Source organism: Robiginitalea marina, from assembly GCF_024006985.1.
In the GTDB taxonomy this organism is placed as follows: Bacteria; Bacteroidota; Bacteroidia; order Flavobacteriales; family Flavobacteriaceae; genus Robiginitalea; species Robiginitalea marina.
Map to the genome: position 1 here is coordinate 1 of NZ_JAMXIB010000013.1, position 24,281 is coordinate 24,281.

General features: G+C 55.2%; 20 protein-coding genes and 1 tRNA gene. 11 read left to right on the top strand and 10 right to left on the bottom strand.

From position 1 onward, the window contains the following. Nucleotides 1–405: 405 nt before the first annotated feature. Entirely contained in the window at nucleotides 406–1,014 is a 609-nt protein-coding gene (locus NG653_RS12955) for a superoxide dismutase (RefSeq protein ID WP_252742142.1), read from the bottom strand. Nucleotides 1,015–1,124: 110 nt separating this feature from the next. On the opposite strand from NG653_RS12955, the gene NG653_RS12960 reads away from it, so the two are divergent. The 4 genes from NG653_RS12960 to NG653_RS12975 all read left to right on the top strand — a co-directional run bounded on the left by NG653_RS12960 (nucleotide 1,125) and on the right by NG653_RS12975 (nucleotide 9,745). Continuing rightward, on the top strand, nucleotides 1,125–4,250 hold the full coding sequence (locus tag NG653_RS12960; protein WP_252742143.1) for a UvrD-helicase domain-containing protein: 3,126 nt from the start codon (nucleotides 1,125–1,127) through the stop codon (nucleotides 4,248–4,250). 4 nt (nucleotides 4,251–4,254) lie between these two features. Continuing rightward, a complete protein-coding gene (gene kbl, locus NG653_RS12965; protein ID WP_252742144.1) occupies nucleotides 4,255–5,448 on the top strand; it encodes a glycine C-acetyltransferase in 1,194 nt (397 codons plus the stop codon). 113 nt (nucleotides 5,449–5,561) lie between these two features. Continuing rightward, nucleotides 5,562–6,941 (top strand): OmpA family protein, encoded by a 1,380-nt coding sequence (locus NG653_RS12970; RefSeq protein ID WP_252742145.1) that lies wholly within the window; start codon nucleotides 5,562–5,564, stop codon nucleotides 6,939–6,941. Between the two features lie 68 nt (nucleotides 6,942–7,009). Beyond that, nucleotides 7,010–9,745, top strand: coding sequence for a PD-(D/E)XK nuclease family protein (locus tag NG653_RS12975; RefSeq protein WP_252742146.1), 2,736 nt, complete (start codon nucleotides 7,010–7,012; stop codon nucleotides 9,743–9,745). Between the two features lies 1 nt (nucleotide 9,746). Here the strand turns inward: NG653_RS12975 and NG653_RS12980 are convergent, their stop codons facing one another. Further along, nucleotides 9,747–10,457 carry an SDR family oxidoreductase gene (locus NG653_RS12980; RefSeq protein WP_252742147.1) on the bottom strand — a complete coding sequence of 237 codons (711 nt, stop codon included), beginning with the start codon at nucleotides 10,455–10,457 and terminating at the stop codon, nucleotides 9,747–9,749. Between the two features lie 129 nt (nucleotides 10,458–10,586). On the opposite strand from NG653_RS12980, the gene NG653_RS12985 reads away from it, so the two are divergent. Continuing rightward, nucleotides 10,587–10,660: transfer RNA gene (locus tag NG653_RS12985), tRNA-Ala, on the top strand. Between the two features lie 493 nt (nucleotides 10,661–11,153). On the opposite strand, the gene NG653_RS12990 is transcribed toward NG653_RS12985, so the two are convergent. Next, entirely contained in the window at nucleotides 11,154–11,951 is a 798-nt protein-coding gene (locus NG653_RS12990) for a universal stress protein (RefSeq protein ID WP_252742148.1), read from the bottom strand. 57 nt (nucleotides 11,952–12,008) lie between these two features. Here NG653_RS12990 and NG653_RS12995 point away from each other — a divergent pair, with 57 nt between their 5' ends. Genes NG653_RS12995 through NG653_RS13005 form a run of 3 tightly spaced genes read left to right on the top strand, consistent with a single transcriptional unit; the run spans nucleotide 12,009 to nucleotide 14,640 of the window. Then, nucleotides 12,009–12,539, top strand: a complete 531-nt coding sequence (locus tag NG653_RS12995) for a GNAT family N-acetyltransferase (RefSeq protein ID WP_252742149.1) — start codon at nucleotides 12,009–12,011, stop codon at nucleotides 12,537–12,539. After that, nucleotides 12,517–13,851: an MATE family efflux transporter gene (locus tag NG653_RS13000; protein WP_252742150.1), complete on the top strand. Its 1,335-nt coding sequence runs from the start codon at nucleotides 12,517–12,519 to the stop codon at nucleotides 13,849–13,851. The genes NG653_RS12995 and NG653_RS13000 overlap by 23 nt, the downstream gene beginning before the upstream one ends. Before the next feature lie 15 nt (nucleotides 13,852–13,866). Then, nucleotides 13,867–14,640: an enoyl-CoA hydratase/isomerase family protein gene (locus NG653_RS13005; RefSeq protein WP_252742151.1), complete on the top strand. Its 774-nt coding sequence runs from the start codon at nucleotides 13,867–13,869 to the stop codon at nucleotides 14,638–14,640. A gap of 166 nt (nucleotides 14,641–14,806) precedes the next feature. Here NG653_RS13005 and NG653_RS13010 read toward each other — a convergent pair whose 3' ends face one another. The 4 genes from NG653_RS13010 to NG653_RS13025 form a co-directional block, all read right to left on the bottom strand. Continuing rightward, a complete protein-coding gene (locus NG653_RS13010; RefSeq protein WP_252742152.1) occupies nucleotides 14,807–15,916 on the bottom strand; it encodes a BamA/TamA family outer membrane protein in 1,110 nt (369 codons plus the stop codon). Beyond that, a complete protein-coding gene (locus tag NG653_RS13015) occupies nucleotides 15,916–16,608 on the bottom strand; it encodes a hypothetical protein (protein WP_252742153.1) in 693 nt (230 codons plus the stop codon). Before NG653_RS13015 ends, NG653_RS13010 begins: the two co-directional genes overlap by 1 nt. 177 nt (nucleotides 16,609–16,785) lie before the next feature. After that, nucleotides 16,786–18,621 carry an ABC transporter ATP-binding protein gene (locus NG653_RS13020; RefSeq protein ID WP_252742154.1) on the bottom strand — a complete coding sequence of 612 codons (1,836 nt, stop codon included), beginning with the start codon at nucleotides 18,619–18,621 and terminating at the stop codon, nucleotides 16,786–16,788. A 71-nt stretch (nucleotides 18,622–18,692) separates the two neighbouring features. Further along, on the bottom strand, nucleotides 18,693–19,337 hold the full coding sequence (locus NG653_RS13025) for a 2OG-Fe(II) oxygenase (RefSeq protein WP_252742155.1): 645 nt from the start codon (nucleotides 19,335–19,337) through the stop codon (nucleotides 18,693–18,695). An 85-nt stretch (nucleotides 19,338–19,422) separates the two neighbouring features. Between NG653_RS13025 and NG653_RS13030 the strand changes: the two genes are divergently transcribed. Further along, nucleotides 19,423–19,875, top strand: coding sequence for a 6-pyruvoyl trahydropterin synthase family protein (locus NG653_RS13030; protein ID WP_252742156.1), 453 nt, complete (start codon nucleotides 19,423–19,425; stop codon nucleotides 19,873–19,875). A gap of 56 nt (nucleotides 19,876–19,931) precedes the next feature. After that, nucleotides 19,932–20,711, top strand: coding sequence for a UDP-2,3-diacylglucosamine diphosphatase (locus tag NG653_RS13035; protein ID WP_252742157.1), 780 nt, complete (start codon nucleotides 19,932–19,934; stop codon nucleotides 20,709–20,711). A gap of 3 nt (nucleotides 20,712–20,714) precedes the next feature. Here NG653_RS13035 and recJ read toward each other — a convergent pair whose 3' ends face one another. Then, on the bottom strand, nucleotides 20,715–22,406 hold the full coding sequence (gene recJ, locus NG653_RS13040) for a single-stranded-DNA-specific exonuclease RecJ (RefSeq protein WP_252742158.1): 1,692 nt from the start codon (nucleotides 22,404–22,406) through the stop codon (nucleotides 20,715–20,717). Between the two features lie 72 nt (nucleotides 22,407–22,478). Then, nucleotides 22,479–22,907 (bottom strand): OsmC family protein, encoded by a 429-nt coding sequence (locus NG653_RS13045; protein ID WP_252742159.1) that lies wholly within the window; start codon nucleotides 22,905–22,907, stop codon nucleotides 22,479–22,481. Between the two features lie 50 nt (nucleotides 22,908–22,957). Here NG653_RS13045 and NG653_RS13050 point away from each other — a divergent pair, with 50 nt between their 5' ends. Next, the gene (locus NG653_RS13050) at nucleotides 22,958–23,563 is read left to right on the top strand and encodes a carboxymuconolactone decarboxylase family protein (protein ID WP_252742160.1); all 606 of its coding nucleotides are present in this window, start codon (nucleotides 22,958–22,960) and stop codon (nucleotides 23,561–23,563) included. A gap of 2 nt (nucleotides 23,564–23,565) precedes the next feature. Here the strand turns inward: NG653_RS13050 and rsmI are convergent, their stop codons facing one another. Beyond that, the gene (rsmI, locus tag NG653_RS13055; RefSeq protein WP_252742161.1) at nucleotides 23,566–24,249 is read right to left on the bottom strand and encodes a 16S rRNA (cytidine(1402)-2'-O)-methyltransferase; all 684 of its coding nucleotides are present in this window, start codon (nucleotides 24,247–24,249) and stop codon (nucleotides 23,566–23,568) included. Between the last annotated feature and the right edge of the window lie 32 nt (nucleotides 24,250–24,281).

Below are 24,281 nucleotides of genomic sequence, written 5' to 3' on the forward strand. Positions count from 1 at the left end.
ATTTCAACGGTTTTTAACGGTATTCGCCCAAAAGCTTTCCCCCTGCGTGGAGTTCCCCTTACTTTTGGAGGACCATAGCATAAGTAGGTTAAGTTTATGGTAAGATTTGGGGAAAAAGGCAAGGCAGCGTCCTTGCCTTTTTTATTTCACGTAACCCCTTTAAAATTCCCTATTTTGTTGAATTTAAAGATTTTAACACGTAAGCCCTCAGGGCAGCCTCTTTATTTTCCCTACAATTTCTTTGTTATTTTACTTATTACCAGTAAATTAGTCGTGCCATAGCATAAGTAGGTTAAGTTTATGGTAAGATTTGGGATGAAAAGGGCAGAGCTTTCTGCCCTTTTCTATTGCCAAAAAAAAAGCCCCGGAAGCAATTCCCGGGGCTTTTTTCTAAGACGTGCAAAATCAACGACGGGCCTTGTAGTCTGAAGCGACCTTGCCCCAATTGATGACGTTGAAGAAGGCTTCTATATAATCGGGACGCCGGTTCTGGTAATGCAGGTAGTAGGCGTGTTCCCAGACATCGATCCCGAGGATCGGATATCCGCCGCAACCCACTCCGGGCATTAGGGTGTTATCCTGGTTCGGGGTGGAGCATACCTCCACTTTACCGCCTTTATGCACGCAGAGCCAGGCCCATCCTGAACCGAATTGCCCGGCAGCTGCCTTGCTAAAGGCATCCTTGAATCCTTCGAATGAACCGAAGGCCTGGTCAATGGCCGCGGCCAGCTCACCAGACGGCGCGCCGCCTCCGTCCGGGGACATGACCTCCCAGAAAAGGCAGTGGTTGAAATACCCTCCCCCATTGTTTCTTACAGCTTTGTTGGACATGTCCAGGCCTTTGAGGAGGTCTTCAATAGGCTTTCCCTCAAGGGCAGTGCCTGAAATGGCCTCATTGAGCTTGGAAGTATATCCGTTGTGGTGTTTTGTATGGTGGATTTCCATGGTGCGCGCATCGATATGCGGCTCCAGGGCATCATATGCATAAGGTAATTTCGGTAATTGGAATGACATAGGTAACTGGTTTTTATGTTAACAAACGGTGTTTACCAAATGTACAGATTTTAACAAACACTTTGCGCTAATTATTTGTTAAGAACCTGCGGGGAATCCTTATTTTGCAGATGATGAACGCTGAATCCAAACCTTTTCGGATCTATGACGCCTCAGCAGGCTCCGGGAAGACATTTACCCTGGCAAGGGAATATCTAAGGCTGCTGCTCCATCCTGGGGCGGACCAGGAATTCAGGAGGATTCTGGCCATTACCTTTACCAATAAAGCTGTAGCGGAACTCAAGCATCGCATCCTGAAAAACCTCATGGAATTCTCCTGCCTGCAGGAAGGGGAAAAGCCCTCCGACCTGTTTGAGGCCGTTAGGGAAGGCCTGGGGGAAGACCGTGCCTTCCTGGTCAGGCAAAGCGGAAAGGTACTCGAGGAATTGCTCCACAATTACGCCTTTTTTGACGTCAGCACCATTGACCGGTTTAACCACCGCATTTTGCGCACTTTTGCCCAGGACCTGGAATTGCCTTCCAATTTTGAGGTCGTCCTAGACACCGATGCACTGCTCGCCCGGGCGGTGGATGCCCTGATTCAAAAAGCCGGAAGCCACCCGGGCCTCACGGCAGCGCTAATCGAGTTTGCCCTGGAAAAGGCGGAAGAGGACCGGAGTTGGGACATCAGCAGGGACCTCTTTGAGATGGGCCAACTCCTTTTCGACGAGAACCACTACCCGTATCTGGAGGACTTTCGGGGAAAGGCCATGAACGACTTCCAGAACCTGAGGGAACTCCTGGGGGTCTCCAGGCGGCAGACGGAAGCCCTGCTGGTGAGTGCGGCCCGGGAAGCCAAAGAACTTATCGAAGCCCATGGGTTGGAGCGCCTTGATTTCAGCAGCGGCTATTTTCCCGACTTCCTGGACAAGGTGGCGCAGGGCGATTTCAACCAGAATTTCGAAGCCGGTTGGAAACAAAATTTCGGTCAGCAACCCCTGTATCCCAAAAAGGCCGACCCTGCCAAAAAAACCCTGCTGGATGACTTGCTACCCGTCTTAACCGGCTATTTCGAGGGCATTCGCGACGGCATCCAAAAGAGGGGTTTTTTGGTAAATGCATACACGAATTGCGCCCCGTTTACGGTCCTTGGCATGCTGAAACAGGAACTGGACCTGCTCAGGGATGAAGGGGGGTATCTGCCCATTTCCTCCTTCAATGCCATAATCGCAAAGGAATTAAAGGACCAACCCGTCCCATACCTCTATGAACGCCTTGGGGAACGGTACCGGCATTATTTCATCGATGAATTCCAGGACACCTCCGGGTTGCAGTGGGAAAACCTGATCCCCCTGATCGGAAGTGCCCTGCAGGGCGAGGATGAACAGGGTCGCAGGGGGTCCCTGGTTTTGGTGGGGGATGCCAAGCAGGCGATCTACCGCTGGCGGGGGGGGAAAGCCGAACAATTCCTCCGGTTGGCCAGGGGAACCGATAACCCCTTTTCCGTGGCAGCCCATTTGGAGGCCCTGCCGCAAAACTTTCGAAGCCTCAAGCCCCTGGTCGCTTTCAACAATGATTTTTTCAGCCATATCAGCACCTACATGGGTGAGGGTTCCTACTCAGACCTCTTCCTCAAGGGCAACCAACAGGTGTCCGAACGGGAGGGACAGGGGCTGGTCCAAATCGATCTGGTGCCTGCCGACGCCGACGACGCCTCCCGGGAGTATCTCGACAGGACCCTGGCACGGGTGCAGGAACTGGCGAAAAAGGGGTATCCTTACCGGGAGCTTTGCATCCTGACCCGTCGCCGGCAGGAAGGGGTGATGATCTCCAGCCACCTGATGGAGGCAGGCATCCCCGTGATCTCCTCGGAAACCCTGCTGCTGGAGAACCATCCGGAAATCCGGTTCCTGATCCACCTGTTGCACCACCTGGTCGCCCCCGAAGACAGGAACCATGCCTTCGGGCTGCTTTTGTTCCTCAGCGAAGGGCGGGCCGACCGCCACCAGTGGATTGCCCGGCACCTTGCCGGGGCGGACCAGCTCCTGGAGCGCGAATACGGGTTTGCCCCCGGGGCTGACCGGCTGAAACCCGTTTATGACCTGTTGGAAGAGGCCATCAGGCAGTTCCGCCTGGGGGGGGAGAACGATGCCTACCTGGTTTTCCTCATGGACCTTGTCCTGGAAGTCGGCCGGAGCGAGGATTCATCCATCCGGTCTTTCCTGGACTATTGGGAGGCCCGGCACGACAAGCTGAGCATACAGGCGCCGGAAGGGTTCAATGCCGTTACCCTGATGACCATCCACAAATCCAAAGGCCTGGAATTCCCCATCGTGATCTACCCGTTTGCCGACACCCCCATTTACCGGGAAAAGAACCCAAAGCTATGGTTTCCGGTAGCCCCGCAGCATTTTGCAGGCTTCGGACACTTGCTGCTCAGCCGGAAAAAAGAACTGAAGACCTATGCCGCACCGGCGCCGGAGCTTTATGAGGAAGAACGGCACCGGCTGGAGCTGGACGCCTATAACCTCCTGTATGTGGCCCACACCCGGGCCATCAGGGCGCTTTTCGTGATCAGCAGGGAAACCCCGCAAAAAGATACCGCTTCCGGGCCCCAGTCCTATGGGGAAGTCTACTGCCGGTACCTCAGGGAAAATGGGTTCTGGGAAGACGGACAGTCCACCTATTCCTTTGGCGCCCTCCCCGGGAACGGGGAGCCGGTAGTGCCCGCGGCCAGGGAACGCGTGCGTTTTCGGTATTCGGCCAGGGACCGGGCATCCCTGAGGATGGTAACCCATTCAGGGATCCTCTGGGATACCGACCAGGCGAGGGCCATCCAATATGGAAACATCCTCCACCATGCCCTCAGCCTGATCCATTCCCGGGACGACGTAGGCCTGGCCGTGGGCCGTCTGCAAGGCGAGGGATTACTGGCCCATGAAGACCGGGAAGCCTTTGGGGAACTGCTCCTTAAGGTGGTTGGCCACCCCCGGCTCGAGCCTTATTTCGCCCCTGGGGCCAGGGGGCTTAACGAATGGGAACTGCTAACAAAAAATGGATTAATTTTGAGGCCCGACCGCCTGGTGCTCCTCGACGGGGGGGTGGCCATCCTTGATTACAAGACGGGGACCCCTAAACAGGAATACCACAGGCAGGTAGGGCAATACGCCGATACACTACGGGAAATGGGCCACCCCGTGGCGGCGGCCATCCTGGTCTACATCGACAAGAACCAAATAACCCCTGAATTCATCTGATACTATGTACGGATCCCTAAAAGAACACCTGGAAAAAGAACTGGAAGCCATCCGCGAGGCCGGGCTATATAAAAAGGAACGGATCATCACCTCCCCTCAGGGGCCCGTGATACGCATATCCACAGGGGAGGAGGTGCTGAATTTCTGCGCAAACAATTACCTGGGGTTATCTGCCCACCCGGAAGTGATCCAGGCGGCCAAAGACACCCTCGACAGCCACGGATTCGGGATGTCTTCAGTCCGCTTCATCTGCGGCACCCAGGATATCCACAAACAACTCGAAAAAAGGATTGCCGATTTTTACGGTACGGAAGATACCATATTGTATGCGGCCGCCTTCGACGCCAACGGCGGGGTCTTTGAGCCCCTGCTCGGGCCCGAGGATGCCATTATATCCGATGCCCTGAACCACGCTTCAATCATTGACGGGGTTCGCCTTTGCAAAGCCATGAGGTACCGATACGCCAACGGAGACATGGAAGACCTGGAAAAACAGCTGCAACAGGCCAATGCCGACGGGGCCAGGTTCAAGCTTATTGTTACCGACGGGGTGTTTTCCATGGATGGCCTGGTGGCACCCCTCGACAAAATTTGTGATCTCGCCGACGCCTATGATGCCCTGGTTATGATTGACGAATGCCATGCCACCGGTTTTATAGGCGAACACGGCATTGGCACGCTGGAGGAAAAAGGTGTCATGGGCCGGATTGATATCATTACGGGCACTTTGGGGAAAGCCCTGGGCGGGGCCATGGGGGGGTATACCACCGGAAAAAAAGAGATTGTCGAAATGCTCCGGCAGCGTTCCCGCCCCTACCTTTTTTCCAACAGCCTGGCCCCGGCCATTGTTGGGGCCTCCCTGAAGGTTTTCGACCTCCTCGAAAAAGATCAGAACCTGAAGCAACGCCTCGATGAAAATACCATCTACTTCAAGAAGGGGATGAAAGCCGCCGGCTTTGACATCATAGACGGGGATTCGGCCATTGTACCCGTAATGTTATACGATGCCAAACTCGCCCAGAAAATGGCCGACAAGCTGCTGGAAAAAGGAATCTATGTCATTGGTTTCTTTTACCCTGTAGTACCCCAGGGCAAGGCGCGTATCAGGGTGCAGCTATCCGCTGCGCACCAAAAGGAACATCTGGATAAGGCCATTGCGGCCTTTATTGAGGTAGGCAGGGAGCTTGGGGTGATTTGATTTCCGTTATGCGGGGTCCCGGCAGGATAGAAAAAATGAGGAATTGATTTTGTTAATAATTCTTAACAACTTACATTTGCGTCTGATAAACACTTAAACTTAAAAATTCGAACATGAAACAGCTTAGCAGATTATTGGTTGTTGGCCTGCTTATTTTAGGGTTAAACAATATCCAAGCTCAGGATGAGAATAATCCCTGGCAGTTCAGTCTTGGTGTAAACGCCATTGATGTTTATCCCACCAACGCTGATGCTGCTTCTTTCTTGCCGAACTACGAAACAGGTGCCTTGTTTGATGAGTACTTCAATGCAAACGACCACTGGAACATCATCCCTTCGATTTCCTACCTTTCTGTTTCCCGTTATGTAGGAGACGGTTTCTCCGTAGGGGTTCGCGGATCCCTCAACCGGATCGAAAAACTCGGGGACCTCACCATAGACGATGTATCCCACTATGCTGTTGACGGTACCATTAAATACAATATTTTTTCCGGGAAGAAATTCGATCCCTTCGTGGAATTCGGAGGAGGTTATACCTGGGTAGATGAAATTGGGGCAGGAACCGTAAACGGTGGCCTTGGTTTTAACTACTGGTTTAACGATTTCCTGGGTGTTACCCTCCAGTCTCAGTACAAGCATGCCTTTGAAGACTACGGGGTTACCCACTTCCAGCACCTGGCTGGTGTTTCGATCCGTTTCGGCGGAACCGATACTGACGGTGACGGAATCTACGACAAAGACGATGCCTGCCCGGAAGTAGCCGGACTTGAGGCCTTCAACGGTTGCCCGGATTCAGACGGCGACGGCATTGAAGATGGTAAGGATGCCTGCCCGAACACTCCCGGACCGAAAGAATACAACGGATGTCCTGACAGCGATGGGGACACTGTTATCGATAAAGACGATGCCTGCCCGAACACTCCCGGACTGGTTGCCCTGGCCGGTTGCCCTGACACTGACGGTGACGGCGTAGCCGATAAGGACGATGAGTGCCCGAATGAGGCCGGACCTGCTGAGAACAATGGTTGCCCATGGCCGGATCGTGACGGTGACGGCGTGGCTGATAAAGACGACCGCTGCCCGGATCTCGTGGGAACTGTAGCAAACCAGGGATGCCCTGAAGTTACTGAAGCTGTACGCCAGGCGCTTCTGGACTATGCCAAGACTATCCTTTTCGATACAGGCAAAGCCACTATTAAGCCTCAATCTGCCGAGGTTCTGAACAACATCGCAGACATCCTTGATGATTACCCGAACGTAACCTTCAGGATTGAAGGGCACACCGACAGCTCAGGTAGTGCCGCCCTGAACCAGCGCCTTTCTCAGGAAAGGGCCCAATCGGTAATGAATTACCTGATTGAGAAAGGTATTCCTTCTGATAAGATGACTGCCGTTGGATACGGTGAGGACCGTCCGATCGCTGATAACAATACCAGCGAAGGCAGAAGGACCAACCGTAGGGTTGAAATTCACGGAGAATCTCAGAACAACTAATCAAGTTGTAAATCATTCATACTGGAAAAAGCCCTGGCGTAATGCCGGGGCTTTTTTATTTTTAAGCCATGAAGACCTTCCTGGAATCGGTGCTGGACGAATTTCCGTTGTGGAACACCTCCCCTTTGGATTGCGTCTTTATTTTGCCCAGTAAGCGGGCCGGGTTCTTCCTTAAGAACCTTATGGCCCGGAAGGCCGGGGCACCCATCTTTTGTCCTGAAATATGGAGCATAGAAGATTTCCTGGAACACCTCTCGGGCCTTCGGTATGCATCGCCTTCCAAACTCCATTTTTCCCTTTATGAAACCCTGCTCGAGCAGGAGGGGGTGGAAAAGGAATCATTCTACGATTTCAGCAAATGGGGTAGGACCCTGCTGCAGGACTTTAATGAGGTCGACCGATACCTCGTCCCTGAAAAAACGTTCTTTGCACATCTCGGTTCCCTTCAGGAAATCCGGCACTGGACGCCGGATGGTTCCTCCACGCCCATGATCGACAAACGGGTGCGGTTCTGGAAATCGCTCGAATCCATCTACCGCCGTTTCCGGGCAAAGCTGGAATCAGAGGGGTTGGGATACCAGGGGCAGGTATATCGCAAAGCTGCGGAATCCCTCGAGCCCTATTTGCGAACCCAACAGGCCAAAACCTTTGTTTTTGCCGGCTTTAATGCCCTCACCAGGGCCGAGGAAGAGATCATCAGGGCGTTTTTGGCCTCAGGAAGGGCCGAAATTTTCTGGGACGCCGATCCCTACTACCTCGACAACCCCATCCACGACGCCGGCCTGTTTATCCGAAAGCACCGGGAGGGGTGGCCAGAACTCAGAAATAACGCCTTAAGAGGGATAAGTACCTCCTTTGAAGCACCGAAACAAATCGTAATTACGGGTTTGCCCAAACAGGTTTCCCAGGCAAAATTCTGTGGGGAATTGCTCCTGAAACTTCAGGGAACGTTGGAAAATACCGCCCTGGTCCTGGGCGATGAAAGCCTGCTCAACCCCATCCTGCACAGCCTGCCCCCGGAAATCCCTGCCGCTAATGTCACCATGGGGTACCCGGTAAAGGACAGCCCCACCGCACACCTGTTTGGGGACTTGTTTGAACTGCATGCCGGTTTGACCCCAGCCGGATGGCACGTCCCCCAACTTCTCAGGGTCCTTTCCCATCCGATCCTGCAGCCCTGGTTCGTGGAATTGGGGTTTAAGACCGCAGGCTTTGCCACTACCCTATTAAAGGAGAACAGGCCGTACCTGGGGTTAGCGGACCTTTCGGTAAAAGCCATGCCCAAAGCTGTTTCTCAACACCTTCTGGAACCCGCCCACCTGCCCCCCGATGGGGTGGTACGGGGCTTCACCAGGCTCCTTGAGACCCTGAAACCCCTTTACGAAGCCAGTGGCGATCGGGTTGTCCTCGAATACCTGCAGCATTTCCATGCCCTGTTCAACCAGGTCCTTGAAATGTGCCGGGAATACCCCTTTATCACCGACCTGCGGTCGCTGAAACTCCTTTATGACCAGTTACTGGAGGAAAACCGGATCGATTTCCAGGGGGAACCCCTTGAGGGCCTGCAGATTATGGGCATGCTGGAGAGTCGAAACCTCGATTTTGAAACGGTGATCATCACTTCCGTCAATGAAGGCATCCTGCCCTCTGGGAAGTCGAACAATTCCTTTATCCCCTATGAGGTAAAAAAAGAATTCAAACTGCCCACGTACAAAGAAAAAGACGCCGTTTATACATACCACTTCTACCGACTGCTCCAGCGGGCGCAAACCGTCTACCTGTGTTATAACACTGAACCGGATGTCCTGGAAGGGGGGGAACCCAGCCGGTTTATCCATCAATTGCGCACCGATCCGCTTTTGTCTGAGCACCTTACCCATACCCTGGTAGCCCCTGCAATTGGCGCCCTTCCGGAGCGTATGTTTAGCATAGGGAAAAGCGACGAGCTGCTTGCCGTCTTAAAGGATAAGGCTGGCGAAGGTTTTTCCCCCACTTCGCTGAGCACGTACATCGACAATCCCCTGGGCTTTTACCGAAAATACATCCTTGGCATCCGCGATAGCGAGGAATTTGAGGAAACTATTGCCGCCAATACCTTCGGAACCGTGATCCATGAAAGCCTGGAGAACCTGTACCGCCCCCTCATCGGTCAACTGCTGACCAGAAGCCTGATCGACCAGCTTAAAAAAGAGGCCCCTACAGAGATTCAGAAGGCATTTCAGAAACATTACCTTAAAGGCGCCAAGGCCAGAGGCAAAAACCTGATTGCAAAGGAGGTAATGATTCAATACCTCCGGCGATTCCTGGACATGGACGCCGATCGCACCTCGAGGCACCAGATCCGGATCCTCGGGGTCGAGACCCGGCTGACCCGGCAGGTGGATATCCCTTCCCTACCCGCCAGGGTCCTGCTTAAGGGGACCGTAGACCGCATTGAAGAAGTCGATGGGGAACTCAGGATCATTGATTACAAATCGGGAAAAGTTGAAGCCCGCGACCTGCGGGTTCCAGAGTGGGACAGCCTGCGCACCGACCCCTTAAAATCAAAGGCCTTCCAGGTCCTGTGTTATGCCTGGCTCATACAGGGCGAGCAGCCGGTTCCCCAGAACGGATTCAGGGCAGGCGTGGTTTCCTTCAAAAACCTCGGGGCCGGATGGCAATGGTTTGGCGTCCCCGATACGGGTAGGAAATACCGCGAACCCATCACCCCTGAGATCCTTGAAGCCTTCGAAGGGGTTTTGACGGCCCTGCTGACAGAACTCTTCGACCCGGCCGTACCCTTTGCCCTTAAGGAAACCCGGTAATCTATTTCAGGTCCGGTCGGGTGGGCCTTACTTCTATTTTACTGGGCAGCGTCCTGGGGTGCATTTGCAGCAAATCGAGCACCAGGAGGCCTATATCGCCGGGTTGGATCTTCCATGCATCTTTCGCAGAAGGAGTGTGGTTGTTGAAATGGGTGGCTACAGATCCCGGCATAATGGTACTTACCTTTATGCCATGGGGCCTGAGGTCGAGCATCACGGCCTGCGTAAAACCAACAACCCCAAATTTGGTTGCGTTGTACCCGGCCCCGGAAGCGAAGAAATTCGTACCCGCCAGGCTGGCAATGGTGATGTAATAGCCCTTCGATTCCTTAAGGGCCGGAAGTGCCGCCCTGAGGGTATTGTAGACCCCTGTGAGGTTGGTATCCAGCATCTGCTGCCATGCCTCCTCCCCCAGCGAGTCAATGGGTGCGAAATGCCCGACCCCTGCATTGGCCACGACCACGTCCAACCGACCCCAGCGATCGAGGACCCTGGCTATGGCCTCCCTTTCTTGCCCGGCTTTGGAAACATCCGAAACCAGGGGGAGTATTTCGCCTCCCCCCAAAGCCTGTACAGCCTCCCCGAGGGCCTTTTCACTGCGCCCTGTAATGGCGACGCGCATCCCCTTTTCGAGCAATACCGCTGCAATACCCAGGCCAATCCCCTTCGACCCGCCGGTGATATAGGCTACTTTTCCTTCCAATTCTTCCATTTTTTCCATCTTTTTTATGCGTTGTGTACAAATTACACAGAAAAAAGGTTGTTTTGCCCTCCCGGCAGAATTTGGGCCCAGTATTTTGATACTTCGCGAAAAAGTCTTTTTTTTGCGGTCTAGTTCAATGGGGGATTAGCTCAGCTGGCTAGAGCGCTTGCATGGCATGCAAGAGGTCACCGGTTCGACTCCGGTATTCTCCACGATCAAGCGCAATTTTCATTGCGCGATTCGGAAATAAGAAAAACCGCCAAGCCCTGCTTGAGCGGTTTTTTGTTTTCTGAAGCGCCAATGCCGAAAGGCATTGGAAAAGCAATGAAAATTGCATTTGCAGTACTGGAGATCATCCGGAGCAGCGCCAGCTACTCCGGCCCTGCTTGAGCAGATTTTTTGTTTTAAGACACCTGAGCCGATAGGCGAAGCGAACTGTAATTGCAGGACTGAAGTTCACCGGAGCAGCGAAGCTACTCCGGCACTACTTGAGCGGTTTTTTTGTTTTCTGAAGCGCCAATGCCGAAAGGCATTGTAAAAGCAATGAAAATTGCATTTGCAGGACTGAAGTTCACCGGAGCAGCGAAGCTACTCCGGCCCTGCTAAAATCGGCAGTCGAAGCATGCCGAAAGGCATTGTAAAAGCAATGAAAATTGCATTTGCAGGACTGAAGTTCACCGGAGCAGCGAAGCTACTCCGGCCCTGCTAATACTTCTTCACGCTCAGCACCAGCACGGGGATGCGAACGGAGAACTCCGACTTTCGGATGGTGTTTTTCTCCCAGAGGGCTGAAAAAAAACCCCGCTTCCTGCGGAAAACGCATAGCAGGTCGGGGTGGTGCACCTGCAGCTGTTCCAGGACCCCGAGGTAGGTGTTCGCCTGTTCCGTCATGGTCACCTGGGAGCTGATGTCCATCAACGCCGTATTGATCCGCAAATCATCGTCCGTATAGCCCGGGGTTTTCACCAGGAGAAGGCTGATGGTGGAATCAAACTTTTTCTGGATGGCCATCAGGGGGTCCAGGATGCGCTTACGCTTCAGCACCCCCGATTTAAATGCCGTCAGGACCGACTTGTACGGTTCGAAGCGGATGCCCTTCGGCACGATCAGCGTGGGGATGTCCGTCCTTTTGATAATCCGCCCGGAGGTGTTGCCCAGATACAGGTCCTCATCCAGTTCCACGCTCCTGGGGGCAATAATGATCAGGTCTATGCCCAGCTCCCGGTCAATATCCTTAAGGCCGTCGATAATATCGCCTGTAAAGGTGGCCACCTTAATCTCCACCCCGGCCGGATCAATCTTTTCGATAATCTCCCGTACCCGTTCCTTACTGCTTTCCACGACCTTCTCCTTCACGTTGGCCAGGTCCCCTGCACGGGCACTGAGGGTCACTACTTCCATTACATACACCCTGGCTCCAAAGGCAGCTGCAAAGTTTACGGCATATTGCAGGGTTTCATGGGAATCCGGGGAGTTTCCAATAGGGACCAGAATGTTTTTCATAGAAAGCCGGTTTTTTTATTAATCCATTAAATTTACAATAAAAATCGAGGTCCAGCCATGATCCGCCAAGCAAAAATACGGGATATCCCCGACATCCTGGCGCTTACCGACCAGTGCGCCACTGCCCTTCAGAGGCAGGGGATTCACCAGTGGAACGCACACTACCCTTCGGAGCATGCATTTCGCAGCGACGTGGAACGGGCAGAGCTTTGGGTCCTGGAACAGGAAGGGGCGCTCATCGGCACAATCGTGCTTTCTACCCTAATGGATCCGGAATACCGGGACGTCCAATGGCTCAGCCCCGACGACAATAACCGGTACGTGCATCGCCTGGCAGTACATCCAGGGCTCCAGGGAAAAGGCTTTGCCCGGAAACTCATGGACTTTGCCGAAGGGAAAGCGGCCAGGGAAGGCGCTGTATCCATCCGACTCGACACCTTTAGCCAAAATCTTCGTAACCAGCGGTTTTATGAGGCCCGCGGATACCAGCGCCTGGGTAACGTCTTTTTTCCGAAACAAAGCCCTCTCCCTTTTTATTGCTACGAGCTCCTCTTATCTTCGCCAGGTGAACCCCGCACTAACCCGTAAAAACATCAACCGCCTGGCCGTCCCCGCAATTATTGCGGGCATTGCCGAACCCGTACTAAGCATTACCGATACGGCCATTGTGGGAAACATCCCGGAAACCGGGCTGGAGTCTCTGGCCGCAGTAGGGATTGTAGGTTCATTCCTAAGCATGCTGATCTGGATCCTGGGGCAAACCCGCTCGGCCATTTCGGCGATTATGGCCCAGTTTTACGGCGCCGGCAAACTAGCTGACGTCACTTCCCTGCCGGCACAGGCCATAAGCCTGAACATCGGGGTGAGCCTGCTGATCCTCGTGGCCACCCTCCCTTTCAGCCGCGAAATCTTCGGACTGCTGAACGCCTCGGGGACCATCCTGGAGTATTGCATTTCGTATTACAGTATCCGGGTCTGGGGCTTCCCCCTGACCCTGCTCACCTTTGCCATCATGGGGATCTTCCAGGGCCTGCAGAATACGGGATGGCCCATGCTGATTGCCATTACGGGGGCCAGCCTGAATATTTTCCTCGACCTTATCCTGGTCTATGGCGTGCCAGACCTGATCCCCGCGCTCCACCTCGAAGGCGCAGCCTGGGCCAGCCTCATTGCACAGGCCGTGATGGCCGTGATGGCCCTATGGCTCCTGCTTACCCGTACCCCCGTGAGCCTGTCCCTGAAGTGGCCCCTGCACCCTGAGCTGAAAAGGCTGGTCGGGATGGCGCTGAACCTTTTTGTCCGGACCCTTTCCCTGAATGCCGCCCTCCTCCTGGCAGTCAGGGAAGCCACGGCCCTGGGAGACCGCTACATAGGGGCGCATACCATTGCGATAAACCTTTGGCTGTTTGCCGCCTTCTTTGTAGACGGGTATTCTGCTGCCGGGAAGATCCTGGGAGGCCGTTTCCTCGGGGCCGAAGATTATGACAGCCTTTGGTTGCTGGCCCGAAAAACGGCACGTTACGGATTGTGGGTCAGCCTGTTGCTTATGGTCACCTCAGGGGTATTTTACACGGGCATTGGCCGGGTATTCTCTTCAGACCCGATGGTGCTGGAGGCCTTTTACAGCATCTTTTTTATCGTCATCCTCGGGCTCCCGGTCAATACGGTAGCCTTTATATACGATGGGATTTTCAAGGGGCTCGGACAGATGCGCTATCTGAGGAACGTGCTGCTGGGGGCAACCTTCCTGGTTTTCGTACCCGTGCTTTTCCTGGGAAAAATTCTGGAATGGGGCCTGTATGGCATCTGGATTGCCTTTACCTGCTGGATGGTGGCCAGGGGAGTACCCCTCATCTGGAAGTTCCGCAGGAAATTTCGCCCCCTTTTACAAAAGGCCTAACTTTGGGGAAAAACCATGGGAACAACCCGAAAAGAGGGAAGCCTGTATACCCGGCTGGAAGGCCCGCTGGCCATTTTGGAATTCGGCCACCCGGCCAGCAATTCGCTGAATTCTGAACTCCTGGGCCGCCTGTGCGGTGAAATTGACCGCCTTGGCCAAAGCCCGGGGGTTTCCGCAATCCTCATCCAATCCGAAGGCGATCGGGCCTTTTGTGCCGGGGCTTCCTTTGACGAACTGCTTCAGGTGTCCACCCCGGAACAGAGCGCTGCTTTCTTCAATGGTTTTGCCCGCCTGATCAACGCCATGCGCACCTGCCCCAGGCCTATCGTCGGACGTGTCCACGGAAAGGCTGTTGGGGGTGGTGTGGGCCTTATTGCGGCCTGCGACTATGTGATGGCCTCGGAAGCCGCTTCCATTCGGCTTTCAGAACTCAGTATCGGAATCGCACCCCTTGTGATTGCCCCGGCCGTGGAACGCAAAGCGGGAAAAGGCGGCCTGGCTGCTATGGCCCTGGCCCCCCTGGAATGGAAAAGCGCATACTGGGCCCAGGAGCACGGCTTATTTAACCGGGTTTTCGAAACCCGCAGGGAACTGGATTCCGAAACGGAATTTTTTGCTTCCCAACTCGCCTCCTATTCCCCGGAAGCCCTTTCCCTTATGAAGCAATCGCTCTGGGAGGGGACGGCCCATTGGGGCGAGTTATTGCCGGCCAGGGCCGCCCTTACGGGAAAACTGGCCCTTTCCCAAAAGACTCAGGAGACCCTCAGGAGGTTTAAGGAAAAGGGGTGAAAGCAGGCAATCCCACACCCTGACCCGGGAAGGCAGACCCGGACCCTGAACTTCGAACCAGCTGGCTAATTCGCTAATCAACAAATTGGCTAATTCGCTAATTCGCTAATTGTCACATTCGCTAATTGTCAAATTCCCTAATTACCCCCCTGCCGACGGAAACCTTTTAAAATGCCTGGTTTACCCCAAAATAGACCCCGCTATTTCCTTCTTCCCCGATTCCATAATCCAACCTGACCAGGGTGTTCTGTTCCTTAAGGATCTTAAAACGGACCCCGCCCCCCATACTGAAATGGGGTGCCTTAAAGAAGTCCTGGTTAGTATCGCCAACTTCCCCCATCAGCCCAAAAGCAGCCAGGCTCCAGCGAGGCAGAAAGCGCCATCGGTATTCGGCGGTCAGCACATACATTTGGTCATTTATGAAACGGCCCTTGAAATAGCCCCTTGCCATATCCCCGCCCCCGAATTGTGCCTTGGCCTGAAACGGCACCTCCCCGAAGTTGTTCTCCAGGTATAGCCTGGCGGCAAGGAGGCCCTTTTTACCCAGCGGGCGATATGCCCTCAAGTCGGTAATAAACCGGTTAAACCCATGGGTGGCCCCAAAATTTTCACTGGAAAACTGGGCGCTGAAACTAACAAAGTATCCGCCCTTCGGGTCTTCCACCTGGTCCCGGGTGTCGAGGTTAAATATGGCCCCAAGACCCACGATCACGGCCCGGTCGCTCCCCGGGATATCCCCGGCATCCAGCAGGCCCCCTTCTTCGACCTCGGTCACCTGGTGGTTCTCGAAATTGAACCGCAGCCCAAAATTCAGCGAAGGGGGCAGCCTTTTGAGGAAATCCGCACGGAATTTATGGCTCGTCATATCATAGGCCTCCTCATTGGATTCCGGGGTGTTATTGCCGATTCCCCAGAAAAAATTGGGGTATACCCGGTATTCATAAACTCCGTCCAAATAGTAATCCCCGGACCCGAAGTAGATCTGGGGTAGTGCCTGGATGACCAGTTGGGCGTTCGCGGTATAAATCCCTGTAAACAGGATATTCGATTTCCTCGATTTGAAAATATTCTTTTCCCCTGTTAGGAATAGCTGGCCTCCTCCGCCAAAGCCAAACCCGGTTTCCGGGGTGCTGAAAATCACGGGGATCCCTATCAGTTTAAGGCCGCTTTTGTTGTTTAGCGTATCACTTCGTATAATGGCGCCATCATCGCGCTGCGCTGTAGCCTGGAAAGGAAAAATCAGTAGTAGCAGCAGTAAGGGGAGGAAACAGCGCATCAGAAAAAGAATTCATCCAGCAAAACATTAAACCCAAAGGAAAAGAAGGTGGTATTTGAGAAAATGGATTCCTGCCGTTCGGCGGATTCTTCTACAGTCCTGTACGACAGGTCCAGCCAGGACAAATTGGTCCCCACCCCAACATCGAGGACAATCCTGCGGGAAACCACATAGGAATATCCCAGGCGGAGCCGGGTGGCGAAACCTGGGCCCTCGGCATTCTGACTCAGAACCTCCCCTCCGAGCAAAACATTGCCCTCTTCCCGAACCCGGATAAAGCCCGGCAATACTGAGACATACAATGACCCATAGGAATCCTTCAAAAAGTAATGGCTCAGGGAAGGCCCGAGGAGGAGGCTTTCCGATTCCCTTTCGATAAGGCCGGCGCCACTGCTACTGGTGGCCAGCACATTTAAGCCTATGAACCAGCGATCCCTGAAAAACTTCCCCGTAAAAATCTCTATCCCATACCCATTGGAAGAAAAAAGTTCTTCAGAAGAGGCCAGTTTCAGGGTGTTTGAAGAAAATGAGCCGCTGAGGCCGCTCAACCACCTTCCCTTTCGAAACGGGGTTGTTATGGTATCATTGGCAGTATCCTGGGCAAACACTTTGGAATTCGGTAGCATGTAAATCAGGGAAACGAAAAGGATCGGGATCAGTAACCGGGAGCCCCTTTCTCTTAAATGTACCATGGCCTCCTCTATCTTTTCGGTTTCTTTACTTATGGTCCGGAAGAAATCCCGGAACCACCCGGTTCATCGGATAACACTGCCTAAAGATAGGCAAATAAGCCGCCTTTCATCATGTTATGTGCATTCTCTTCCAGGTCGGTCAGCCCCAACCCCGGCAACGGCTGGCCAGAGCCATGCCTACTGGTAGCCGGCAGCCTGGAGGTGGAATAACTCGGCATAGAGCCCACCTTTTTCCAACAGCTCCTCGTGAGTGCCCAATTCGACGATCCGCCCTGCATCGAGGACCAGGATGCGGTCGGCCATGCGGACGGTGCTGAACCGATGTGAAATGATTATGCTGGTGCGGCCTTTGGTAAGGCCGATGAACCGCCGGAAGACTTCATATTCGGCCCGGGCATCGAGGGAGGCCGTGGGTTCATCGAGTACCATTACCTCCGCATCCTTCATGTAGGCCCTGGCCAGGGCCACTTTCTGCCATTGGCCCCCGCTGAGCTCCTGGCCCTGGTAAAACCTCCGGCCCAATTGCTGTTCAAGCCCCTCCTCCACCTCCCGCACCACGGAATCGGCCAGGCTCTTGCGGGCCGCCTCCATTATGCGGCCTTCGTCGTCCAGGGCGTCTATGTTGCCCACCGCGATGTTCTCCCTGAGTGTGAATTCATAGCGGAAAAAATCCTGGAAAATCACCCCAAAACGGTCTCGGTAGGCCTGTGGGTCGAAGCGGGAAATATCCATCCCGTCGAGGAGGATCTGCCCGCTGGTAGGGGTATAGAAGCCGAGGATGAGTTTGACCAGGGTTGTTTTTCCAGCCCCGTTCTGCCCCACAAAGGCCATCTTTTCCCCTGCCCTGAGGGTAAAGGAAACCCCTTTCAGAATCGGGGTCTTGCTCCCGGGGTAGGTAAAATGCACGTCGCGGAATTCAAACCCCCTGGTGATCCGTTGCGGCAGGGGAACCGGCTCCAGCTCCGGGGCAGGGATGTGCAGGTCGATGAAGTCAAAATAATCCTTCAGGTACAGGGCGCTCTCCGAAATGCGCGTAAAGCGCGAGAAAAGCCCCTGGAGGCTGCCCTGAAGGCGGTTGAAGGAGCCCGAGAGGAAGGTAAGCTCCCCCAGGGTCAGCAACCCGCCCAGGGTGCGGTAAATGATCAGCACATAGGCCCCGTAATACGAGAGCACCCCCAACAGGTTGAACAGCCCGCCGAACAGGCTCTGGCGTATTGCGATACGGCGGTTCAACAGGTAATACCGGTGCGCCAGGTTCTTAAACCGGGCAGCGAGAAACCCCGTAAGGCCGAACAGTTTTACCTCCTTGGCCGTAAGGGTATTCGCGCCTATATAGCGCAGGTAATCCAGCTCGCGCCGCTCACTGGTCCAGCTCCGGGCGAGGGAATAGCGCTGGGAGGAATAGCGCACTTCGTTGATGAAGGAGGGGACAATGCTCAAAAAGAGCAGCACAATGAGCCAGGGTTCAAAGAAAATCAACCCGGCGATAAGCGACCCGACGGACAAAAGGGCCTCTGCCTGCCCCAGCACATTGCTCATCAGGTTTACGCGGCTGCTGGTCTGGGTACGGGCGCGCTCCAGTTTATCGTAGAATTTCGGGTCTTCGAGCTGCTCGAGGGTCAGCTCCTGGGCCTTTCGGATGATCCGTTCCGAGGAAGCGTTGGAATACAGGTCTCCCAACAAGCCGTCGGTAAGGTTTACCACCCGCCCCAAAAGGTCCGTCAGCAGCGCCAAGCCCAACTCCATGGCCACATAGCGCCACAGGGTCCCCATATCGGCCCCCTCTTCCTGTAACAGCCTGACGATCTCGTCGATGATCAATTTTCCCACCCAAAGCAAGGCCACCGGCCCAAAGGCCTTCAGGATCCGGGCAGCGATATTACCTGCAAAGAGGCCCGGCCCGGCCTGGTAAATCTCCCGGAAAAAACGGGGTATGGATCGCCAGCCCTTAAAGGAATCCTTCAGGGAAATCCGCTCTTCTTCGGTAATGGATTTCAGGGCAGGTCTCGGCACGGCTTTTTACCTGCAAGGTACGGAACTCCTTCCAGTGTTGCCCGTACTGCCCTTTAAAGGAATGGGCGAAGCTAGTGGGTTTTGAGCCACCCGGTAAGGCTCAGGCGCTCCCTTGAAGCCGCTTTCACTTCATGCTCCAGCACCTGGCTTTCGAAAATGACCAGCCTTCCCGGGGTCGGTACGATCACCACTTCCCCTCCTCCCTGTTCCGACCCCGGGTACAATACCAGGTTGCCCCCGTCTTCGGGGCGCCAGTCGGGCTCATTCAGGTAACAAACCAGGGAGAGTTTCCGCCTGTCGTCATTCTGAAATACATCAAGGTGCCTTTGGTAATAACTGCCTGGCGGATAAATGGCGTAGTGAAATTCCGACCGGGCAATCCCCAGGAAACAGGTGCGGTTCAGGTAGGCCACCAGGTGGTCCACCTTCTCCAAAAAGGCCCGCTCCGCAGGGGAGGCCGCCTCCCGCTCGATCCAGTAGATAAAATCGCCGCGCACCGCATGCTGTACCTGCTCGCTGAAGCGGTTTCCTATGGCGGCCTTTTTAAACTGGTCGGCCTGGTATTTCTGAAGCAACGCTTCCCTGAGGGCATCCGTTTCTCCCGGGGACAGGAAATCCGGGAGCTGGCAATAATGCCTTTCCATCAATCCCGTAATGATCTTTTCGAACAGAGCGTTGGGCTCAAAGTCCAATTGCTCAAAAAGTCCGTCATTCATATAAGGGGGCAAAAATTTCGCTAATGTAGCCCAAAAGGGTATTCGTTATACATTATTCCTACTTTTGTACCATTGAAAAGAAATCATGGAACGCATCCGGATTACCAAGGAATTTACGTTTGAGACCGGGCATGCCCTTTACGGTTATGACGGCAAGTGCCGCAACGTGCACGGGCATAGTTATCACCTGTCGGTTACGGTCATCGGTACCCCCATCCGGGAGGAAGGCCACAGGAAGCTTGGGATGGTCATCGATTTTGGCGACCTGAAGGCCATTGTAAAGGAAGAAATCGTGGACCCTTTCGACCACGCCACCGTTTTTAACAGGAATACCCCCCATATCGCTTTGGCCACCACCCTGGAGGAAAGCGGACACAAGGTGATCCTGGCCGATTACCAGCCCACGTCTGAGAACATGGTGATCGATTTTGCGCAAAAAATAAGGGCGCGGCTCCCTGAAAACATTGCCCTGCATTCGATCAGGCTCCGGGAAACCGGTACGGCCTATGCCGAATGGCATGCGGCAGACAATCCCTGAAAAGGGGTTGCAAATGAATCGTCCGGGGCTATCCGGACCCTGAATTGCAACATCGGATGAATACCATTGAGGTACCTGAAGGAAAGAAGGTTTACTTCGCCAGCGACAACCACCTGGGGGCCCCGAATGCCGTGGACAGCCTGGAGCGGGAACGGCGGTTCGTACGGTGGCTCGGGCACATCCGGGAAGATGCCGCAGCCATTTTCCTGATGGGCGACCTGTTCGATTTCTGGTTTGAATATGCCCATGTGGTGCCCAAAGGATTCACCCGGACCCTGGGCAAGCTGGCCGAGTTGACCGACAGCGGCATCCCGGTGTATTATTTCGTGGGGAATCACGACCTCTGGATGCGCGGGTATTTCGAGCAGGAACTGAATATCCCGGTATTCCACAAACCCCAGGTTTTCCATATTGGCGAAAAGGCCTTCTTCCTGGGACACGGAGACGGCCTGGGACCCCATGACAAGGGGTTCAAACGGATGAAGAAAGTCTTTACCCATCCCCTGGCCCAATGGTGCTTCCGATGGCTGCATCCCGACCTGGGGGTGCCCCTTGCCCAGTATTTTTCTGTAAAGAACCGGCTGATTTCAGGGGAAGACGATGTGCGTTTCCTCGGGGAAGACCGGGAATGGCTGGTCCAGTACGCCAAAAGGAAGCTGGAAACCCACCATTATGACTTTTTTGTTTTCGGGCACCGGCACCTGCCCCTCGATATCGCCCTTTCGGACACCTCCCGCTACGTAAACCTGGGCGACTGGATACAGTACTTCAGCTATGCCGTGTTTGACGGGCAACGCCTGTCGCTGGAATCCTTTGAAGGCGGAGCTGCAGGGTGATCCCTATTCCCTGATATCCCTGATCCGCAGTTGGAGGCGCGATTGCCCCTGCCATTGGTTGAATTCCACGGAAAAGACCGCCTGGAACGGACGCCCCCCCCGTATTAAGGGCAGTTTTTCTCCCAGCCCGAACCCGATGGCTTCGATAGGGCCCACCCCGTCCTGGGTGACCGCCAGCTTCAGGTGGGCCCCGCCTTCCCCCACCCCCCGGGCATAGCCCGTATCGTACAGGGGGCCTGCCTGGAATACAGGGGCCGGGTTCCCGGGGCCAAATGGGGCAAACTGCTCCAGGATGCGCGCCAGCTTTTCCGTAACCTGGCCCAGGTGGATGGAAAGGTCAGCCTGGATTTCAGGCTGCAATTGCCCGGGTAGGATAGACGCTGCAACCACCTCTTCAAAACGGGCCTTGAACGCCTCGTAATTCGGTTCTTCCAGGGTTAACCCGGCCGCATAGGTATGCCCCCCGAACTGCACCAGGTAATCGGAGCAGGCTTCCAGGGCCTGGTACAGGTCGAACCCCTTAACCGACCTTGCAGAGGCCGTTAGCTTGCCGCCGCTGCGGGTAAAGACCAGGGTGGGGCGGTAATAGGTTTCCGTAAGCCTGGAAGCCACGATGCCGATCACCCCTTTGTGCCAGTCTTCCTTGTAGACGACCGTACTCAACCGCATTTCCTCCCCCCCTTCCCTGATCATGGAAAGGGCCTCCTCCGTAATCCGCTGGTCCTCGACGCGACGGCCCGAATTGAGCGATTCTATCCGGGCCGCCTGTTGCAGGGCCCGGTTAAAATCCCGCTCGGTGAGCAGGTCAACCGCCTGCTGCCCGTGTTCCATCCTGCCTGCGGCATTCAGGCGGGGCGCCAGTTGGAAGACCAGGTCAGACACCTGGTATGCTGTCCGGGTTATGCCGGCCATAAGCGCCCGCAACCCGGCCCGGGGACGGCTGTTGATCACCTGCAGGCCAAAGTAGGTGAGAACCCGGTTCTCCCCCGTAATGGGGACAATATCGGCAGCGATGGCAGTTGCCACCAGGTCGAGGTACGGCAACAGTTCCTCTACAGGGGTGCCCTTCCGTTGTTCCAGGGCCTGCAGGAGCTTGAACCCCACCCCGCAGCCACAAAGTTCCCCAAACGGATACGGGCAGTCTTCCCTTTTGGGATCCAGCACGGCAACCGCCTCCGGAAGCAGGTCCCCCGGCCGGTGGTGGTCGCAGATGATAAAGTCGATGCCGCGCTCCCGGGCATAGGCAACCTGCTCCAGGGCCTTGATGCCACAGTCGAGGGCAATGATCAGGGTGATGTCGTTGTCCGCGGCAAAATCGATACCCTGGAAGGAAATCCCATACCCCTCGGCATACCGGTCCGGGATGTAGGAAGCCACCAAATCGGTATATTCCCTGAGGTACCCCGTAATCAGGGCAACTGCCGTGGTCCCGTCCACGTCATAATCGCCATAGACCAGGATCCGCTCCCCGTCCTGCAGGGCCCTTTCGACCCGGGCGACAGCCCGGTCCATATCGCGCATCAGGAAGGGGTCATGCAGGTGTTCCAGGGCCGGGCGGAAAAACAGGCGCGCCTCCTCAAAACTGCCTATCCCCCGCTGTACCAGCAACCCGGCCACAAGGGGGTCTACCTGCAGCGACCGGGCCAGTTCGGCCGCCTTGTCGTGGTCGGGTTCGGGTTTAAACGTCCAGCGCATAACTCAGTGGGTCAAAAATAGGGGGGCTGCCTGAAAAGCCTTTGCAATAGCAGGGGTTCTTTAAGGCCCGGGCTATTCCCGGTGGAAATGGGTGCTTACCTCCACTTCGGCGAACTGCCGGAACATTTTCATCACCCCGCAGTACTTGTTTACGGAAAGGTCTACCGCCCGCTTGAGTTTTTCTTCCTTCAGGGCGTCCCCGTGGAAATGGAACTCCATCTCCACGTGTTCATAGGTCTGGGGCTGGGATTCTGTCAGGCGTGCATTAATGGCGATTTCAAACTGTTCTACCTCCAGTTTCATCTTCCGCATGATAAAGGCCACGTCCAGGCCGGAGCAGCCCGCCAGGGAACTCAGCATGAGGGCCTTTGGCCGAAGCCCCTGGCCCTGGCCGCCTTCGTCGGGGCTGGTATCAATCGTAAAAGTGTGGCCCGACGGGTTGTCGCTCTCAAAGGCCAATCCGCCCTTCCAGCGGGTGAGGATTCGATTGGTGGAAGCCATAATTTTTCGTTTCTTGTAAGGGATCAAAAGTACAATAAAATAGCCCGAATATGCCACTGGTAACCCCCCTGGACCCCCATGCCGACCCCGAGACCCGCGAATTGGCTGAATTCTTCATGGAAACCCTCGGGTTCTGCCCGAACTCCGTGCTGACCATGCAGCGGAGGCCTGCAATTTCAAGGGCCTTTATAGGCCTGAACAAGGCCGTAATGGCCAACGAGGGGCGGGTGAGTTCCGCCCTCAAGCGGATGATCGCCTGGGTCAGCAGCAATGCCGCCGGATGCCGGTATTGCCAGGCCCACGCCATCAGGGCGGCAGAGCGGTACGGGGCCGAAAAAGCACAACTGGAAAATATCTGGGAGTACCGGACCCACGGGGCTTTCTCAGAAGCAGAGCGGGCCGCCCTCGATTTTGCCCTGGCCGCCTCCCAGGTGCCCAATGCCGTGGACCGGGAACTGCAGGATCGCCTCCACCAGTACTGGGATGAGGGGGAAATCGTCGAGATGCTGGGGGTTATCGCCCTGTTCGGGTACCTGAACCGCTGGAACGATTCCATGGGGACCTCCCTGGAACCCCGAGCGGTGGAAAGCGGGGAGAAATACCTCGCCAAAACCGGGTGGAAAACCGGAAAGCACGCGGGCGGAGACGCCGGTTGAAATCAGGCACCTGCCCCCCGGACCACAACCACCAGTTCCCCCCGCGGCGGGGAGGCCTGGAAATGGGCCAAAACCTGCTCCAGGGTGCCGCGCACCGTCTCTTCGTAGAGCTTCGTGAGCTCCCGGCTCACGGAAACCTCCCGCTCCGGGCCAAAAACCTCGCGGAATTGCTCCAGGGTTTTCAACAGCCGGTGGGGCGATTCGTAAAAAACCAGGGTACGGGCCTCCCCGGCAAGGGAGGCCAGTCGTTTCTGCCGTCCCTTCTTTGGGGGCAGGAACCCCTCGAAGACAAAGCGGTCCGTGGGGAAGCCGCTGCTGACCAGGGCCGGGATAAGGGCCGTGGCCCCCGGCAGGCACTCCACCGTTACCCCGGCCCGAAGGCATTCCCTGACCAGGAGGAATCCGGGGTCGGAAATCCCAGGGGTGCCGGCATCCGATATGAGGGCCATCGATTCCCCCCCCTGCAGGCGGGAGGATAGTTCCTGCACCAACCGGTGTTCGTTATGCATGTGATAGGCCTTCAGTGGGGTGTCCACCCCATAATGCCTGAGAAGTTTTGCGCTGGTTCGGGTGTCTTCGGCAAGTACCGTGGCTACCGACTTGAGGACCTCCAGCCCCCTGAGGGTCATGTCCCCGAGGTTGCCGATGGGGGTGGGAACGATGTACAGGGTGCCTTCTTTGCTCATATCCGTGTAAAAAAAGGCCGGAAAGCCTTGCC